This is a genomic window from Duganella guangzhouensis, assembly GCF_009674535.1.
Taxonomy (GTDB): domain Bacteria; phylum Pseudomonadota; class Gammaproteobacteria; order Burkholderiales; family Burkholderiaceae_D; genus Rugamonas; species Rugamonas guangzhouensis.
Genome location: NZ_WKJK01000025.1, coordinates 16,020 through 33,196, shown reverse-complemented (window position 1 = coordinate 33,196; position 17,177 = coordinate 16,020). Strand labels below are relative to the sequence as shown.

The following is a 17,177-nucleotide window of genomic DNA, read 5'->3' as shown; positions in this document are numbered from 1 at the left end:
CAAGGAGGATTCTCCATGAGAAAATTTCTTTTGAAAATCATCCTCGACGACAAGGCAAACGACATTTTTACCTACGTGTTGGGTTCGCTGCTTATGGGCTGCCTGTTGTCGCTGGCCATCCTGGCCACCTTCATGGGGCGGTGACTTGAATTTCTGAGCGCGGTGCAGTACAATTCCGGCCCTTGGGTCGTTAGCTCAGCTGGTAGAGCAGCGGACTTTTAATCCGTTGGTCGCAGGTTCGAATCCCGCACGGCCTACCAAGAATTCAAAAGTATAGAAAAAGGTTATCCGCTTTGGCGTATAACCTTTTTTTACTTTCTCCTCCCCCTTCACACGCCCCCACGAAAGAACCCTCATGAAAAAGACCGGAATGGCAAAAAGCGACGCCAAGAAACTGATGGGCAAGATGGTCGTTCCTGGTGGTGCAGAATTTGGCAAGGCAGCTGTCGTCGTTGACCGCCGCGAACAACGACGTCTCGATCAGGCGCTGGGCCTGGTGCCATTTGCCGTCAAACTCAATAGCGACCTGGTAGCTCAGATCAACGCCCTGGCAACCGAACAAGGCGCCGATCTCAACACTGTTGTCGCCGCGCTGCTGCAAAAAGGTCTGGCAGGCTGAGGAGTTGCAAGCAGCGAACTTTTAATGCGTTGGTCGCAGGTTCGATTCCCGCACGGGCCTACCAAGATTCAACATGCTCAGCTTGCTTTCGAACGGTGCGCCAGCCCAAAGCCGATGAGGGCCAGCGCGACGCCCAACCAGAGCGGCGCCGAAAATCCGTATTGCAGATCCCAGGCCGAGAGCGACATCCCAGAGCCAAGCGCAGCAATCAGAAAAAGTTTCTTTGCCCGCTGCGGATGCGCGTGCAACATCAGCACGGCGACATACAACGCCACGCAGCCGATCAATGTCAGCAACGCAGCAAAGAACGATACGCTACCGGTCCCCACCAACATCCAGTAGGCAGGCAAATTGCCAAGCAACACGGTCAGATGACCGGCGGCCGCACCGAGCAAGAGCATCACAAGCAGAGGTCGCCAGCCCATCCCCGCTTTGAACAGCCGCAGCGTGAAATATATCAAGGCAACAAGAAGTATCAGATCCAGCATAGTTTCAAGCTGGATCGAGTGGCTAAACATACGAGCCAACAACCTCGCCAGCAAGCAAGCAAAGCAAGCCAGCGCTTCGACACGCATCAGGTAGACGGCGCAAGCAGTGCCCAGATTCAACACAACGGAAATAGCCAACGGCAAAAAGCTCAACCCGGGTGAGACGCTTTCCGAAGCTGACAGCGTCTTAAGTATCACTACCCCGGCGGCAAGTTGCAATAACGCCGTGACTAAACATACCAAGGCGATAATGTAAGCTGCCCGAGGGCGCCGGGACATAGCGGAAGAGTCGTTTGACATCGTGGGCACTGAGTCTCAAATTGGAAACGAAACATCCCACAAAGATATCATCCTGTCAATTCAAAATCCCTACTGGGCATATTGCATTGTATTATTGCAATATTTCATCTTTACCCTGGCTTCCCGTTGAAGACATCTATTCTCGCCGCCATTGCGGTCACCTGTTTCAGTTGCGGCGCATTGGCCGCCAGTTTTCCACTGAATGGCGCGCCGCCGGAAGTCACGATTGCGTTTGATGCGCTGCAGGCCGAATTGAACCGGCGGCTGGAGCCGGGCAAAGGCAAGCCGGTGCGGCTGGATCTCCCCAGCGCCACCCCGCCTACCGCCGCCGAGAAAGCGGCATTCCGCGCCGTGTTCGGCACTGAGCAGCCGCTGACGATCCAGCGCGCCGGCCCCGCTGGCAAGGTGACAAAGTACACCTTCACGCTGCCAGCCGCCGATTACAAGCTGGATGACGATCAGGCGTCGTGGAGCGCGCTGCCGGTGCAAGTCAGCGTCGATGACACTGGCGCCATCAGCTCCGGCAAGTGGCCGAAGGTCGAATTCCACGGTCTGGATCACAACCTGGTGTTCCGCGATATTGCGCTGACGGCGCGCCAGGAGCGTGGTTCCACGCTGGGGTATCGGCTGTTCCAGTTTGGCGAGGTCAAATACGACAACCTCACGCCCGCCGGCAGCCTGAACCTCAAAGACTTCAGCTTCCGCGAGACCTACGCGCCGCCCAAGAACAAGCCGGAACAGCAGCATGAGATCAGCATCAAGCACGCCACCATCGCCAGCGAGATTCAGGTGGACGATGTGCACCTGGCTTTCCGCCAGCGCGGCATGAAGCTGGACGACTTCGAGGCGGATAAACCGGGGATTTCATCGCTGCTGCAAATGCTGGCGCAGCCAGGCGCCAATGTCGAACTGCTTGACCTCAGTGCCAGCTTTGGCGGCGGCAAGCTGCGCGCCAGCGGCACCGCCTCGCTGCCGGGCGCAACGGCGGCCGACCTGCTGTCCGAGGCAGACATGCTGAAGAAGCTGGAGGTCAAGCTGAAGGCGGAAATGTCGACCAGCACACTGCGCCACATCGCGCTGCTGTTCGCGCGCAAGAATGGCAAGGACAAGGATCAGCAGGCGGTGGAGAAAGAAGCGCAGGATATTTATTCCTACGCGCTGGGCAAGCTGCTGTCCGACGGCTATGCCACGCTGGAAAAGGACAAGCTGATGTCCTCCATCGAGATCAAACAGGGCATGCTCTACATCCACGACAATCCAACCCCGCTGCCGCTGGAAAAGCTGAAGGAAATGATGAGCGAACAGTCCAGCCAGCCCACCGCGCCGGACGAGGAAGACCACAGCCCACCGCAAGCCGTGCTGTGGCGTGACCGCAGTCTTGAGCAGCTGCAGCTATTCGCCGCCAACAATCAGGACAAGGCACTACGCGAACTCTGCATCCGCAGTGTGCAATCCAAGGACGCCGAAGCGGCCGAGCGCTGGTGCGCCAAGGCCGAGATGAAAGTCCCGGACAAGATCGATGACGACCTGCTGGAAGACCCGCCGGCCATCAAGGACAACACACTCCAACTGAGCCTCGAGGGCGGCTACTACAACACCAGCTATTACCGTTTTGATCCGCATAAAATCCGCCGCCTGAAGCTCAAGCTGGATAACCCGCAGCGGCACGACAAATGGGCACCGTTCATGAAGCTATGCGTGCAGGCGGAAACGCCGAGTGACGCGGCCTGCCTGACCTTCGTCCAGCGTGGCGACAAGCAAATAACGGCTTACAGCCAGTTGGCCGCAGCCGATGGCCAGCCGCGCGGTGCAGAGCACCCGCTGGAGCGTAAGTTCAAGGTGGGCGAAAGCATCGACGTCGAAATCTATGTCGACGATCAGCAAGTCCACTTCTGGCTGGGCGATGACGACGGCGAAGGCCGCGAGGAACCGGTACTATTCCCGGCCGGCCTGCTGTCGCTGACCTGCTCCACTGCCGACTGCAGCTTCAAGTTCGAATAATCAGCGCAACATCAGCGGCGGAACTTGCGCGGCTGGCGTTTGCGTGCCGCCGAGTTCTGATCCTGCAGGATCGCATCCACCCGCTCCGACGCGTCGCGCGACAGGCGTTGCGCCAGCTCGGTGTCGGGGAAGTATTCCGACTGGCGGTAGGCCAGCCAAGCGTAGGCCGAATACAGCCGGCACGCATCTTCCACTTCCTGCAGGTTCATGTAATGCAGCGGCGTGTCGCCCGGTTTGAGATGGGTGATTTTCTTGTGCGCCAGCGACTTGGCCCAGTTCTCCCACGCGTTCTGCAACGACGGCACTTTGGACGAAATCGGCACCAGCGACAGTGCGAATTTCTCCGCCACCGTCAGTTCCAGCGTATCCAGCCAGGCCGCGCGCTCAAACTGGTCTTCGGTGATGCGTGGATAGAAGAAGCCATCCGGCACGTCGATATTGTGCACAAAGCGCTTCAGCAGCTTGGCCAGCCCATGCTCATTGGTCACCGACGAAATCCGGTGCAAATGCTCTAGCGTCGGCGCCACCGCGAAGCCGGTGGTTTTCAGTGGCACCGGCTTTTCGCGCAACAGCGAGCGGATCACGTTGTGGGTCTCGTTGTCGTAGCCGGCCACCAACCCTTCCTCGTGCACGCCGTAGCGCCCTGCCCGGCCGGCGATCTGGCGTGCCAACGCGGCCGGAATCTCTTCCTCTTCATAGCCGTTGTATTTGACGCTGGTGGTCATCACCACGCGCGCGATCGGCATGTTCAGCCCCATGGCGATGGCGTCGGTGCCCACCACCACATCAGCCGCGCCCTCGCGGAAGCGCTGGGCCTGCGCGCGCCGCACTTCCGGCGACAGATTGCCGTACACCGTGGCCACCGACAGTCCCATCTCGGTCACCATGTCGCGCCACATCAGCACTTCGCGGCGCGAGAAGCAGATCACCGCGTCGCCACGGCGCAGACTGCTCAGCTTGCGCACTGCTGTCGGTTCGACCGACAACGGTCCCTTGCGCTTCAGCAGATGGACTTCCAGCTCGCACTCCAGCCGCGCCGCCAGCACTTCGATCGCGCGCCGCGCTTCCGGCGCCCCAACCAGGTACACCACCTTGGCAGGCGCGCCGCAGACGGCGGCGGTCCATGCGGCGCCACGGTCGCGGTCTGCCAGCATCTGGATTTCGTCGATGACAGCGACGTCGACCGGGGTTTGCGTGTCCAGCATTTCCACCGTACTAGCGACGTGGGTGGCGCCCGGCACCAGCCGACGCTCCTCGCCCGTCACCAGACTCACCTTGAGCGGCTTGCCATGTTGTTGCATTTCCTGCAAACGCTCGTAGTTTTCCAGCGCCAGCAGACGCAGCGGCGCCAGATAGACGCCGCTCGGCGCCTTGCCCAGCGCTTCCATCGCCATGTGGGTCTTGCCGGAATTGGTCGGCCCCAGCACGGCGATGAATTTGCGCTTGATGCGGCGCGCCACGTCAAACGAGGCTGGATATTCGGCCAGGTTGATGCTTTGGCGGGTGCGCTCGGCGTGCTGCTCTTCCATATCGCGCTCGACCGCGTGCGTCAGGCGCGCACGGATGCGGTCGAACACCAGCCCGGCCGGTTCGGAAATTTGCATGTCCGACAAGGCTTGCAGGAAGGGCGCGGCGTCCATATCGCAATCGTCGCAGGCGTCGGCCAGTTCCTGGACGAAGGCGGTGGTAAAGGCGTGCAGTTCATCCGCCATCGCCTCACTGGTGCGCTCGCGCAGCAGGGCGGCGCGGGTGTCGCTGTCCATCTTGCGCCATTTGGATGGCTTGGCCAGCACGCCCTGAGTCGGCACCAGATCATAAGAGACGCGGCGGCCGGCGTATTCAACAACCCCAGTCACGCGCAGAAACACCCTGCCCTCGGCCCGCGCCAAAGTAATGCCGCGCTCTGGCAGGCCCAATTGACGCAATAACTCGTCATCTTCGCCCGGATCGCCGTCAGTGATGTGGGGTGCAGGAGAGGATGAATTCATGGCATTTCAGAAGGATGGAGTCGGCTCGGATTATACCGTCCTTGTGGTGCGGATTGGCCCACGCCGAAAACAGCGCAATAGCGCTCGCACCTGATTTCTGGCACCATACGGCGGTTTTACACCGCCGTATTGCCGGAAATCTCTCCATGCCCCAGACCATAAACTCGGCAGTTCATCACGAACTGTTGATTAAAAAAAGCCGCTTTATCGCCTGCGTCCAGCCGATGCCAGACCGCGCCAGCGCACAAAAAGTGGTGGCCGAATTATGGGAACAACATCCAGGCGCCGCCCACGTATGCTGGGCATTATTAGCCGGCGGCCAATCCGCCGCCGTCGATGATGGCGAACCCAGTGGAACCGCCGGCCGTCCCATGCTGGATGTATTACGTCACCAGGATCTGGAAGGCGTATTAGCCACCGTGGTGCGTTATTTCGGCGGCATGAAACTGGGCGCCGGCGGACTGGTGCGCGCTTATACCGACAGTGTGGCACAGGCATTATTAAAGGCCGATAAAATCGCGATTATCAAACAGCGCTTATTGATTTGCAGCGCTCCTTATGCGATGGAAGGTCTGATTCGCCGCGAAATTGAATTGGCTGGCGCCGTGCTGAATAATGTACAGCATCAGGATCATGTGCAGTTCGAATTCAGCCTGCCCGATACAGCCGCCGACGCGCTGATTGTCCGGCTGAATGAAGCTGGCCACGGCCGCATCAGCTGGATTACTCCCGACGATGAATAAACGCAACGACCGGCAACCCTGCCGGCCGCCCTTCACAAGCTCAATTCTGGTGTATTCGTGCTAATTTTTAGCATGGCTGCCGAGCCACGTCAGTCTGTGCCAGACGGTTTCAAGCGGTCCCTGGCTGTGACGGGCCAGCCACCACACGCTGAACTGCCGCTGCAGCAGCGCCAGCACGACGCCGATCGCCAGGGCGAAACTAGCGCCCGTGTACTGATACATGCCGAGACCGAAGCCATAATAAATCGACGTGCCGATAATCGATTGCACGACATAACTGGTTAAACTCATGCGTCCCAGTGGGGAAAATACCGCCAGCCAGCGCTGCGAATAAAACAGCAGGCAGAAGCTGGAAACCAGTACCGCCATAAATGCCACATTCGACCACGAAGTAATAATCACCAGCAGTGGCCGCTGTAATGCATCTCCTACTTTCCACAGCTCCGGCCAGGTCTTCAGCGCATAAAACGGAATAAACGCCAGCACCGCCAACAATAAAACCCGGCGCCAGAATGCCTGATTCCCTTCCACAAATACGCCATGCCGTCCTGCCAACATGCCGATCATGAATAGAGCAGGAATCTGGAATATCCGGCCATTTTCCCAGCTCCAGCGGATGACGCCAATTTTTCCATTCGTCAGATTACCGGTCCAAACCTGAAATGCCGAACCATGAGCGAAATAATCATTGGCGCGTCCGAAATAAACCCAGGAAGCGGGATCGGGTAATTTCGCATTCGGGTCCGGTAATGCCTGCAACACTTCGAGCCATGCATATGGCTGCAACAGCAGGAATACCGCAATCGCCCATACCCAGCAGCTACTCAAGCGCGCCACTGGAATCAGCGCCAATCCGAGTACCGCGTAAATACTCAGAATATCGCCGTGATAAAACATGGAATTGAACAGCCCAAACGCCAGCAACAACACCAGTCGCCAGGCGAAGCGGGGACGGAAATCCTCACCGCGCAGTTCCCGGTTGTGGTGCTGGATGTAGAAAGTCATGCCGAACAGCAACGCGAAAATCGCATACGACTTGCCGCCGAATAGAAAGAACAGGCTGTCCCAGATCACCTGATCGATCGCCTTCAGCCAAGCCGGCAAGCCCGCCGGCGAAAAATAAAAGTCGAAATGCTCGATGTTGTGCAACAGCATGATCGACACGATTGCAAAGCCGCGCAGCGCATCAATCACCGCCAGCCGGGAACTCGTTGTAGTCATTGGTCTCCGCCATTCCTGAATATAGTGAACAGAATGCCAAGTTTAACTGGAATCGCTACCATGCCCCAGCATGTGGTTGAACTGCCGCATCTTTAGGCAAACAAATTGCCTTACGGGAACAATGTGTGTATATTGGTGATAATCCAACGCATCTCTGACTGCCCAACACCAGCGGTCGCCTCACCTCTCCGGCCTTATTCCCGCCAACGTTCCCCCGGAACGCGAGAAATTTTCTCGACGAAACGGAATATCACATGAACATCAAGCATCTGAAGGTAAGTACCCGGCTGGGACTGGGCTTTGGCGCGGTCTTGTTGATGCTGGCCATCACGGTCGGCCTCAGCATCTACAGCCTGGGCAAACTGGCCGACAACACCGACGACATCGTTACCGAGTCCTATCCCAAAGTGCTGCAAGCGCAGCAGGTCATGAATCACAACAACAAAATCGCCCGTTCGCTGCGCAATGCGCTGCTGATCCACGATGAAGCCAAGGCGGCCAAGGAAATCGCCACCGTGATGGAAAAGCGCAAGGAAAACGACGTCGCCATGCGCAAGCTGAGCGACATGATCAAGACCAGCGAGAGCCGCGACTTCTTCAATGCCGTGCAAGCAGCGCGCAAGCCGTTCAACGAATCGCTGGATGAAGTGCTGCGCCTGCGTCGCGAGGGTGACATCAACGGCGCCGTCGACCAGATGCTGGGCAAGATGCGCGCCCTGCAGCTGGCCTATATGGACGCCATCGACGCCCTGATCGCGCACCAGAGCGCCAATATGGAAAAAGCCCGCGTTGAAGCCGAGGAAACCTATATCCAGTCGCGCAATCTGGCGATCGCGCTGGGCCTGGTCGCACTGGCGCTGGGCGCGGCGCTGGCCTGGCTGATTTCGCGTCAGCTGTTGCGTCAGCTGGGTGGCGAACCGACCGATGTGACCGCCATTGCCGGCCAAATCGCCAGCGGCGACCTGGCCGTGCAGATTCAGCTGCGCGCCGGCGATGAGCACAGTCTGCTGTTTGCGATCCAGGGCATGCGCGACAGCCTGGCCGAGATCGTCGGCCAAGTGCGCAGTGGCGCCGATTCCATCGTCAACGCCGCCACCGAAATCGCCTCCGGCAATATGGACTTGTCCACCCGTACCGAGCAACAAGCCGGCGCGCTGGAAGAGACCGCTTCGTCGATGGAAGAGCTGACCGCCACCGTCAAGCAAAATACCGAGAATGCCCGACAGGCCAATACGCTGGCGCAGTCGGCCTCCAGCATTGCGGTCGAAGGCGGTGCCGTGGTCGCCAACGTGGTGCAGACCATGGAAGCGATCAACGAATCGTCCAAGAAAATAGTCGACATCATCAGTGTGATCGATGGCATCGCTTTCCAGACCAATATCCTGGCCCTGAACGCGGCGGTGGAAGCCGCGCGCGCCGGCGAGCAGGGCCGTGGCTTTGCCGTGGTCGCCTCCGAGGTGCGCGTGCTGGCTCAGCGCTCGGCTGCGGCGGCCAAGGAAATCAAGGGCTTGATCGACGACTCGGTCGGCAAGGTTGGCGCCGGCACGCAGCTGGTCAGCCAGGCCGGCACCACCATGGACCGCATCGTGGCCGCCGTCAAATCGGTGACCGACATCATGGGCGAAATCAGCAACGCCAGCACCGAACAGGAAGCCGGCATCGAACAGATCAACCACGCCATCACTGAAATGGATACCGTCACGCAGCAGAACGCCGCGCTGGTGGAAGAAGCCGCCGCAGCAGCAGAAGCGCAACAGGATCAGGCACATCAACTGGTACAGCTGGTCGGCGTGTTCAGGCTGGCGGCGGACCAACGTCCCGCATCACACCTCAGCGCGCAGGCTGCGCGCTCCCCTCAACGCAAACCATCGCCACTGTCACTGACTAATCAAGGAGCCCGTCATGCACTCGCAGCAGCTTAAACAACTGATCCGACGTACCGTCACCACCCGCCGCCTGAACCTGCAACAGGCACTGGCCGCACTGGCGCGCCGCCGCACCGCGCAAAACGCGGTCGAGGCCATCGCCAAGGTGCACGGTTAAACCAATCGGAAGACTTTGACCGCCTCAGCCAGCCGCGCGGCCTGCTCCTCCAGCGCGCCGGCGGCAGCGGCCGCCTGCTCGACCAGTGCGGCGTTCTGCTGGGTGGCGCTGTCAATGGTGCCGATCGCCTGGTTGACTTGATCGATGCCCATTTCCTGCTCGCGGCTGGCGTTGGCAATATCGCCAACGATGCTGGTCACGCGCTGAATGCTGGTGACGATTTCCTCCATCGTGCCGCCGGCCTGGCCGACCAGCGCGCTGCCCTCGCCCACCTGGGCCGCTGACGACTCGATCAGTTGACGCACCTCCTTGGCGGCGGCATCGGAGCGATGCGCCAGGCTGCGCACTTCGGATGCCACCACGGCAAAGCCGCGTCCCTGCTCGCCCGCACGCGCGGCTTCCACCGCCGCGTTCAAAGCCAGAATATTGGTCTGGAACGCAATCCCCTCGATCACGGCGATGATGTCGACGATTTTCTGCGACGAGCTGCTGATGCCGCCCATGGTCTCGACGACCTGCGCCATCACCGCGCCGCCGCGCGTGGCCACATCGGCCGCCGACGCGGCCAGCTTGTTGGCCTCGCCAGCATTGCTGGCGTTCTGACGCACAGCCGAGGTCATCTCTTCCATCGACGACGCGGTCTCCTCCAGCGAGCTGGCCTGTTCCTCGGTACGCGATGACAGATCCAGATTGCCGGTGGCGATTTCGCGCGAGGCCAGCGCGATCGCATCGGTGCCGCCGCGTACTTCGCTGACGATGCCGTGCAGGCTGACGTTCATGTCGCGCAGTGCGCGCTTAAGCTGGCCGGTTTCGGTGCTGTCATCGTCCGCCACCGTGATCTGCGTCGACAGATCGCCCTTGGCCACGCGCGCCGCGAAGCCGACCGCCTCGCCCAGCGGCTGCAGGATGGAGCGCGCCAGCATCTGTCCCACCACCAGCGACACCACCACCGCCAGCACGCCGAAGCCGATGATATGGATGCGCGATTTCACCACCGCCTCGTCGCCGCCCTCCTTGGTGTGTTCGGAATTTTTTTCGATCAGGTCGCTGAGCGCGGCCATGCTTTTTTCCAGCACGCGGAAGCTGTCCATGAAGGCGCCGAATTTGGCTTGCGCCGCTGGCGGATTGCTCAACGACAGCTCGACCATTTCCTCGGCGCTTTTCAGATAGCGCTCCACATCCGGCCGCACCTTATCCATGGCCTGCTTGACTTCGGCGTCGGTGCTGGCGCCGTCCATTTCCTTGATCAGCTTGCGGAATAGCGCGATGTGTTCCGCCGTATCGGTGCGCACTTCCTTGACTTCGGCCGGGTCGTTTTTCTCGGCGGCCAGACGCGCGGCCAGCACGTCAGCGCGCAATGCATCGTGGGCCTGGTCGGCCTGCAACTGGTCCTTCATGGCCGAGCTGTTGCTGCTGATCGCATCCATCGAGTTGTCCAGCACGTACACCGCGTAGTAGCCGACCGCCCCGACCAGGCTGACGAACACTAGCGTCGCCAGATTAATCAATAACAAGCGTTGCTTGATTGTGAGTCGCATCCGATCTCCAGCTTAGAATTTTAAGGACAGGCCGACGGTCCAGCTCCAGTCCGGGGTGTTTTTATTCAGGCCGCGTGACAGCGCGGTATCGACTTGCATCGTGTCGGTCAGCAGGTAGGAGGCGCCGACGTCAAAGGTGGTGACCATGCCGCCGTTGCCGCTGCGGGCGATTTGCGGCGCCGAGTATTCGATGAAGGTGCGGCAGCGCTCGCTCCAGTTCTTGCCCAGCACGATGCCGAAGATGCCGCTGGTGTAGCGCTCGCCATTGTCGTTGTGCTGCCAGGCGATGCCGGGCATGATGCCCAGTCCCATCTCGTCCGGCAATTCCCATTCGGCGGCCAGGCGCAGCGAGCCGCCACGGCCGGCGGCGCGGAACGGGCCGGAACCGCTGTCGAGGTCAACGTGGGCCAGGATGCCCATCGAAGGCCGTGCACCTTGCTCGTCAGCAACGTGCCATTTGACGCCGAGCGAGACGTCGGCGTAGCCGTTTTCGGTGCTGTGGGTGCCGGTGTTCAGGTCGTCGGTGATGACGCGCATGCGGCCGTCGGTTTCGATGCGGGCTTCGAGGTTGTCGCTGAGGCCGAAGCGCAGCAGGGTCGGCGTGGAATAGCTGCGCTCCTTGATGCCGTTGGCCTTGTTGCGGTCCATGGCGACACTGGTTTCGATTTGAAAGCGGCCGGCACCGACCACGTTGCTGGATTCGACGAAATCGGGACGGTCGGTGATGATCTGGTCTTTTTCATCGGCGGCCTGAGCCAGCAGGGGGGGAATCAACAGGGTAGCTATCCATATCGAACGCATATCTCCTCCACGTGACCATGGACATCACCCTACCACATTGGTATAAATCAATCGTTGGAAATTTCCCACAGTTAAACATGCACATCGAAGCACTGACACCGGCCGGATGGGATGGCTTTCGCAGGTCGCGGTCGGCGCCGCTGGATGGCGGCGGGTATGGGTGGCGCGGGGCTTGCGTGGGGCGACATGCAAGTGCTGTCAACGAACTCGCCGGCCATCGCGCTGTACCGCCGCAGCGGCTTCCAGCAGACCGGCGAGATTGCCGACATGTTCCGCATCGATGGCCTCAGTTTCGGCTACACCAACATGAGCAAGCGCATCGCCTAGCGCAGGTTCACGTAGGCTACTACCGCGACGGCGTAGCCTATTGCCATCACTAACGAGCTCACGCCTATCCACGTCATCACTCGCTCTCGTTGCTCGCGCACCGCCACGTATTCAAAAAAGGTATCAAGCAATTTATTCATGACAGCCTCCCTCAGGTGAGCTCAATCAGGTAATGGGCAAAGCCAAATAGCACTGCGGACGCGGTAGTGAGAAAAATCGAGACCACCATTATTCTGGTCGGCTCTGCCACTTTCGCATGCGGAGCGTCATCAAGGCCATCTATCGCCCCCAGCATGACCAATACCGCAGAAAATGTGATGAAAAATATGCACAGCGTGAAACCGATCCAGGCAAACGGACGGCCCAGTGCAGAAGCGTGTTCCAAGTATATGCCTATCTCGTAGCAGGCACCGGCACTCATCGCGATCCCGGCCCACAGGAGTTGGCCATTCTTGACCGCGTTATAGACGACCTCCTTGGCAGAGGAGCGGAACCTTTGGCCTATCGCCAATAAAGGCAGCAAAGCGATTGGAGCAAAGATTGGCACCGCAATATGTACAATTATCCAAGCGAGAAACTGTAGTGATTCCATGATTCATCCTTTCAAAGAGGGTGTCCGTATCCGGACGGTGGTGCGCGCAGGCGGGCAATGGCGGGGGAGGCTGGCTCAGCTTAGGTCGTTGATTTGTATGGGTTTAGAGCTGCCTCAATGGTGTGGCACGCGGCTTGCACTATGGGTGGTATGGATACGCTTATCAGCCCTCATATCATTACGCGCCGCAAGCGCAAGACGGTCATCGTCGTCGCGGCCCTGCTCGCCACGCTCAGCCTCACCGCCTGGGCCATCAACCGCGCCGTCAGCCCCAGCGTGGATGCCAGCAACGTCAGCATCGCCACCGTCCACAGCGGCAGCATCGCCAACACCATCAACGCCTCCGGCATCGTCATCCCGGTGCATGAAGAACTGGTATCCAGCCCGATCCAGACCCGCGTCGCCAAGGTCCATGCCAAGCTCGGCCAGCAAGTGCAGGCCGGCGAACTGCTGCTGGAACTGGACAGCCGCACCATCCAGCTGGCGGTCGACAGCATCAAGGAACAACTGGCACAACAGGAAAACCGCATCCTCGCGCTGACGCTGGAAATGGAACAGAAACGCAAGCAACTGCTCAGCGCCATCGAACTGCTGCAACTCGACCTGGAAGCCAGCCGCGTGCGCCTCAGCCGCAACCAAACCCTGCGCAAGGCCGGCGGCGTCTCGGCCGAAGACCTGCTGACCTCCGAACTCAATGTCAAGCGCAACGAAATCCAGCTGCGCCAACACCACGAACAACTGGACGACAACAAGCGCGTCACCAACAGCAATATCGAAGGCGCGCGGCTGCAGAAAAGCATCCTGCAAAAGCAGCTGGCCGAACAGCAGCAACTACTGGCGCAAACCCAGGTGCGCGCGCCGTTCGGCGGCATGCTGACCTGGCTTCTGGCCGACGAAGGCGCCAGTGTCGCCACCGGCCAGCTGGTGGCCAAGGTCTCCGAGCTGAACAACTACAAGGTCGAAGCCTCGCTGTCCGACTTCCACGCCCGCGCGCTCAGCGCCGGCCAGCAAGTGCTGGTGGAACAAGGCAATGTCAAACTCAAGGGCGAAGTGCAGACCGTGCTGCCGGAAATCCAGAACGGCACCGTCAAGCTGCTGGTCACGCTGGCCGAGCCGCATCACGCCATACTGCGCAACAAGCTGCGGGTCGAGGTCAACATCATCACGGAGCAAAAACAACATACCCTGCTGGCCGACTATGGCCCCGCCTTCAACGGCCGCGGCCCGCAGGACATCTTCGTGGTGCGCGATGGCATCGCCCGCAAGACCACGCTGAATATCGGCGCCAGCGATGGCAAGGCCGTGGAAATCCTGTCCGGCGCCCGCGCCGGCGATCAACTCATCATTTCAGACACCAGCCGCTACAAGGAACGCGACAGCGTCCGCGTCGCCCAATAAAGGAGAACCCTGTGATACGCCTGAACAAAGTCAGCAAAACCTACCAGACCGACAAAGTCGAAACCCTGGCGCTGAAAGACATCGACCTGCACGTCGAAAAATCCGAATTCGTCAGCATCATGGGCCCCAGCGGCTGCGGCAAGAGCACGCTGCTGAACCTGATCGGCCTGCTGGACGAACCCGGCAGCGGCAGCATCGACGTGGCCGGCGCGCCGGTCGCCTCATACAAGGACAAATACGTCGCCAAGCTGCGCAACAACACCTTCGGCTTCATCTTCCAGAGCTTCCACCTGATTAACGACCTGCGCGTGATCGACAACGTCGAACTGCCGCTGTTGTACCGCAATATCTCCAACAAGAAGCGCCAGCGGCTGGCGCGCGAGGCGCTGGAAAAAGTCGGCCTGGGTGCGCGCCTGGACCATTACCCGAACCAGCTGTCCGGCGGCCAACAGCAACGAGTGGCGATCGCCCGCGCCATCGTCGGCCAACCGCAAGTGCTGCTGGCCGACGAGCCCACCGGCAACCTCGACAGCAAGATGGGCCAGGAAGTCATGGACCTCCTGCTCAAGCTGCACAGCGAGGGCACCACCATCGTCATGGTCACCCACAACGAGCAGGAAGCCAAACAGGCCGGCCGCATCGTGCGCGTGTTCGACGGCCAGCTGGTGGCATAAGGAGCCCGCATGTTCAGAAATTATTTGATGACGGCGTGGAAGGTCTTCATGCGCCGCAAACTGTTCACCGCGATCAACCTGCTGTGCATCGTGCTGACGCTGGTGGTGCTGATGGTGGTCACCGCGCTGCTGCAAAACACCTTCTACCCGACCGGCGTCGAAGGCCGCAGCGATCGCTACGTGCAAATGCTGCTGTACCGTTCCTCGCATACCAACAAGCCGGGCTGGCGCAGCGGCACGCTGGGCTACAAAGTGGTCGACCAATACCTGAAACCGCTGAAACACGCGGAGGTGGTGTCGGCCGCCGGCCTGGCGCTGACCATCTCGGTGTATCAGCCCGACCGCGTCAGCAGCCTGCAAATGCGCCAGACCGATGCCGAATACTGGCAAATCCTCGACTTCAAGCTGCTGCAAGGCCGGCTGTACAACAAGGATGACGTCGCGCAGGGCCGCATGGTGGCGGTCATCAACGAATCCACCGCGCGCAAGCTGTTCCCCGGCCAAGCCTATCTGGGCCAGAAATTCAACGCCATGGGACAGGATTTCACCGTGATCGGCGTGGTGCAGGATGAGCTGCACGTCAATGCCATTTCCGACATCTGGGTACCGCTCACCAGCCAGCCTTCCACCGGCTACAAGAGCCAGATGTTCGGCTCCTTCAGCGCCATCATGATGGCGCCCTCGGCGGCGGAATTGCCGGCGCTGCAGCGCGAAATCATCGAAACCGCCAAGCGCGTGCAGTACGACGACCCCAACCAGTTCAACAAGACCCAGTTCTGGGGCGACTCCAAGCTGGCGCTGTTCTCGCGCACGCTGCTGGACAGCCAGGCCGACGATGGCGACGCGCCGAAGCTGCTGTCCATCATCGTAGTGCTGATGCTGTTGTTCATGACGCTGCCGGCGCTGAATCTGATTAATCTGAACATGGGCCGCATCCTGGAGCGCAGCAGCGAGATCGGCGTGCGCAAGGCGTTCGGCGCCACCAGCCGTCAGCTGGTGGTCCAGCTCGTGCTGGAAAACGTGCTGCTGTGTTTGATCGGCGGCGCCATCGGCCTGGCCTGCGCCACCGGCGTGCTGTGGTGGATGGAAAGCTGGAGCGTGCTGCCCTATCTGAAAATCCATCTGAACCTGGCCATCTTCGGCTATGGTCTGCTGATTGCGCTGGTGTTCGGCGTCATGTCGGGCGTCATTCCGGCCTGGAAAATGTCGCGCATGGCCCCGGTCCACGCACTGAAAGGAACTGCATAATGCTGCGCCATCTGCTTAAACTGATCTGGAAACGCAAGGGCCGCAACATGATGTTGAGCCTGGAAATTCTGCTGGCCTTCATGGTGGTGTTCGCGATTGCCGCCTTCGGCCTGCGCCACTGGCAGTTGTATCAGCTGCCGGTCGGCCACAACTGGCGCACGCAATGGGCGGTCGCCATGCTGTCGAGCGGTGGCGAGCTGCCGAACGATCCCGCCATCTTCGACAACATCAAGCGCAGCCTGCTGGAACTGCCGGAAGTGGAATCGGTCGCGTTCAGCTCCTTCTCCACCTATGTCATGTCGCGCTGGAGCGAGGAATATACGCTGCCGGATGGTAGTGCCAAGCTGAACATCGAAGGCATGGCGGTCTCCGACGATTTCTTCGCCACCACGGACATGCGGCTGGTGGCCGGCCGCTTCTTCTCCAAAGTCGATGACGGCGCCGACGCGGCCCCGGTGGTCATCAACCGCAAGCTGGCGGATAAATGGTTCCCCGGCAAAGACCCGATCGGCCAGCTTTACTTGCTGCCGCGCGAAAAAGAGGCGCCGGTACGCTACCGCGTGGTCGGCGTGGTGGAGCAGTTCCGCTCGCAAGGCGAGTATATGGACCCGGTCTATTTCATGCTGCCACGCTGGGTGCCGGGGGTCGGCAAGGAAGCTGCGAACAACATCATGCTGAAGATAAAACCCGGCACGCCGCGCGTGTTTGAAGCCAAGCTCAGCGCGCGTCTGAAACAGATCCGCAGTGACTGGAGTTATCTGGCCGAGCCGCTGGCGGATGCGCGCGACTCGATCATGCGCACCCAGACGCTGCCGCTGGTGATCCTGTCGGTGATTGCCGCCTTCCTGCTGGTGATGGTGGCGTTCGGCCTGTTCGGCGTGCTGTGGCAAAACACCACCCAGCGCATCCCGGAAATCGGCCTGCGCCGCGCGCTGGGCGCGGATACCGGCAGCATCTACCGCCAGATCGCCACCGAGCAAATCCTGCTGAGCAGCGGCGCCATGCTGATCGCGCTGGTGCTGCTGGTGCAACTGCCACTGACCCAGGTGATGGGCGACGCCCTGAACTGGCCGGTGTTCGTGGGCGCGGTGCTGCTATCGGCGGCAGTGATCTATCTGCTATCCTTGCTGTGTTCGCTCTACCCCGGCTGGAGCGCGGCGCGCCTCAGTCCGACCCAGGCGCTGCACTACGAATAG

At 60.3% G+C, this 17,177-nt stretch carries 18 protein-coding genes and 1 tRNA gene; 12 read left to right on the top strand and 7 right to left on the bottom strand.

The genetic code is table 11. The annotated features are described in order from the left end of the window. Window positions 1–15 precede the first annotated feature (15 nt). The 3 genes from GJ699_RS35055 (at window position 16) to GJ699_RS30500 (ending at window position 619) form a co-directional block, all read left to right on the top strand. Entirely contained in the window at window positions 16–144 is a 129-nt protein-coding gene (locus GJ699_RS35055) for a hypothetical protein (protein WP_267877754.1), read from the top strand. A gap of 40 nt (window positions 145–184) precedes the next feature. Further along, window positions 185–260: transfer RNA gene (locus GJ699_RS30505), tRNA-Lys, on the top strand. Between the two features lie 95 nt (window positions 261–355). Next, the gene (locus GJ699_RS30500) at window positions 356–619 is read left to right on the top strand and encodes a hypothetical protein (protein WP_154383193.1); all 264 of its coding nucleotides are present in this window, start codon (window positions 356–358) and stop codon (window positions 617–619) included. Window positions 620–696: 77 nt separating this feature from the next. Here GJ699_RS30500 and GJ699_RS30495 read toward each other — a convergent pair whose 3' ends face one another. After that, the gene (locus tag GJ699_RS30495; protein WP_154383192.1) at window positions 697–1,326 is read right to left on the bottom strand and encodes a hypothetical protein; all 630 of its coding nucleotides are present in this window, start codon (window positions 1,324–1,326) and stop codon (window positions 697–699) included. Between the two features lie 207 nt (window positions 1,327–1,533). On the opposite strand from GJ699_RS30495, the gene GJ699_RS30490 reads away from it, so the two are divergent. Then, window positions 1,534–3,408: a DUF945 family protein gene (locus GJ699_RS30490; RefSeq protein ID WP_154383191.1), complete on the top strand. Its 1,875-nt coding sequence runs from the start codon at window positions 1,534–1,536 to the stop codon at window positions 3,406–3,408. 11 nt (window positions 3,409–3,419) lie between these two features. Here GJ699_RS30490 and GJ699_RS30485 read toward each other — a convergent pair whose 3' ends face one another. Next, the gene (locus GJ699_RS30485) at window positions 3,420–5,396 is read right to left on the bottom strand and encodes a helicase-related protein (RefSeq protein ID WP_154383190.1); all 1,977 of its coding nucleotides are present in this window, start codon (window positions 5,394–5,396) and stop codon (window positions 3,420–3,422) included. A 146-nt stretch (window positions 5,397–5,542) separates the two neighbouring features. Between GJ699_RS30485 and GJ699_RS30480 the strand changes: the two genes are divergently transcribed. Then, window positions 5,543–6,139 (top strand): IMPACT family protein, encoded by a 597-nt coding sequence (locus GJ699_RS30480; protein ID WP_154383231.1) that lies wholly within the window; start codon window positions 5,543–5,545, stop codon window positions 6,137–6,139. A gap of 60 nt (window positions 6,140–6,199) precedes the next feature. Here GJ699_RS30480 and GJ699_RS30475 read toward each other — a convergent pair whose 3' ends face one another. Continuing rightward, window positions 6,200–7,360, bottom strand: a complete 1,161-nt coding sequence (locus tag GJ699_RS30475) for a DUF418 domain-containing protein (protein WP_154383189.1) — start codon at window positions 7,358–7,360, stop codon at window positions 6,200–6,202. Between the two features lie 254 nt (window positions 7,361–7,614). On the opposite strand from GJ699_RS30475, the gene GJ699_RS35180 reads away from it, so the two are divergent. Continuing rightward, complete coding sequence (locus GJ699_RS35180; protein WP_154383188.1) at window positions 7,615–9,282, top strand: methyl-accepting chemotaxis protein; 1,668 nt, start codon at window positions 7,615–7,617, stop codon at window positions 9,280–9,282. After that, window positions 9,263–9,403 (top strand): hypothetical protein, encoded by a 141-nt coding sequence (locus tag GJ699_RS30465; RefSeq protein WP_154383187.1) that lies wholly within the window; start codon window positions 9,263–9,265, stop codon window positions 9,401–9,403. Before GJ699_RS35180 ends, GJ699_RS30465 begins: the two co-directional genes overlap by 20 nt. Here the strand turns inward: GJ699_RS30465 and GJ699_RS35175 are convergent. Beyond that, on the bottom strand, window positions 9,400–10,941 hold the full coding sequence (locus GJ699_RS35175; RefSeq protein WP_154383186.1) for a methyl-accepting chemotaxis protein: 1,542 nt from the start codon (window positions 10,939–10,941) through the stop codon (window positions 9,400–9,402). The genes GJ699_RS30465 and GJ699_RS35175 overlap by 4 nt on opposite strands. A gap of 12 nt (window positions 10,942–10,953) precedes the next feature. Beyond that, complete coding sequence (locus GJ699_RS30455) at window positions 10,954–11,742, bottom strand: transporter (protein WP_154383185.1); 789 nt, start codon at window positions 11,740–11,742, stop codon at window positions 10,954–10,956. 111 nt (window positions 11,743–11,853) lie between these two features. Here GJ699_RS30455 and GJ699_RS30450 point away from each other — a divergent pair, with 111 nt between their 5' ends. After that, window positions 11,854–12,069, top strand: coding sequence for a GNAT family N-acetyltransferase (locus tag GJ699_RS30450; protein WP_154383184.1), 216 nt, complete (start codon window positions 11,854–11,856; stop codon window positions 12,067–12,069). Here GJ699_RS30450 and GJ699_RS30445 read toward each other — a convergent pair. Together GJ699_RS30445 and GJ699_RS30440 are read right to left on the bottom strand one after the other, a co-directional pair. Further along, window positions 12,066–12,209, bottom strand: coding sequence for a hypothetical protein (locus GJ699_RS30445; protein ID WP_154383183.1), 144 nt, complete (start codon window positions 12,207–12,209; stop codon window positions 12,066–12,068). The genes GJ699_RS30450 and GJ699_RS30445 overlap by 4 nt on opposite strands. Before the next feature lie 11 nt (window positions 12,210–12,220). Beyond that, window positions 12,221–12,661, bottom strand: a complete 441-nt coding sequence (locus GJ699_RS30440) for a hypothetical protein (protein WP_154383182.1) — start codon at window positions 12,659–12,661, stop codon at window positions 12,221–12,223. A gap of 150 nt (window positions 12,662–12,811) precedes the next feature. On the opposite strand from GJ699_RS30440, the gene GJ699_RS30435 reads away from it, so the two are divergent. From GJ699_RS30435 to GJ699_RS30420, 4 genes are read left to right on the top strand one after another with little or no spacing between them, the layout of a single operon-like run. Further along, a complete protein-coding gene (locus GJ699_RS30435) occupies window positions 12,812–14,059 on the top strand; it encodes an efflux RND transporter periplasmic adaptor subunit (protein ID WP_154383181.1) in 1,248 nt (415 codons plus the stop codon). 11 nt (window positions 14,060–14,070) lie between these two features. Beyond that, window positions 14,071–14,733, top strand: coding sequence for an ABC transporter ATP-binding protein (locus GJ699_RS30430; protein ID WP_371867719.1), 663 nt, complete (start codon window positions 14,071–14,073; stop codon window positions 14,731–14,733). Window positions 14,734–14,742: 9 nt separating this feature from the next. Then, entirely contained in the window at window positions 14,743–15,981 is a 1,239-nt protein-coding gene (locus GJ699_RS30425; protein ID WP_154383180.1) for an ABC transporter permease, read from the top strand. Beyond that, on the top strand, window positions 15,981–17,177 hold the full coding sequence (locus GJ699_RS30420; protein WP_154383179.1) for an ABC transporter permease: 1,197 nt from the start codon (window positions 15,981–15,983) through the stop codon (window positions 17,175–17,177). Before GJ699_RS30425 ends, GJ699_RS30420 begins: the two co-directional genes overlap by 1 nt.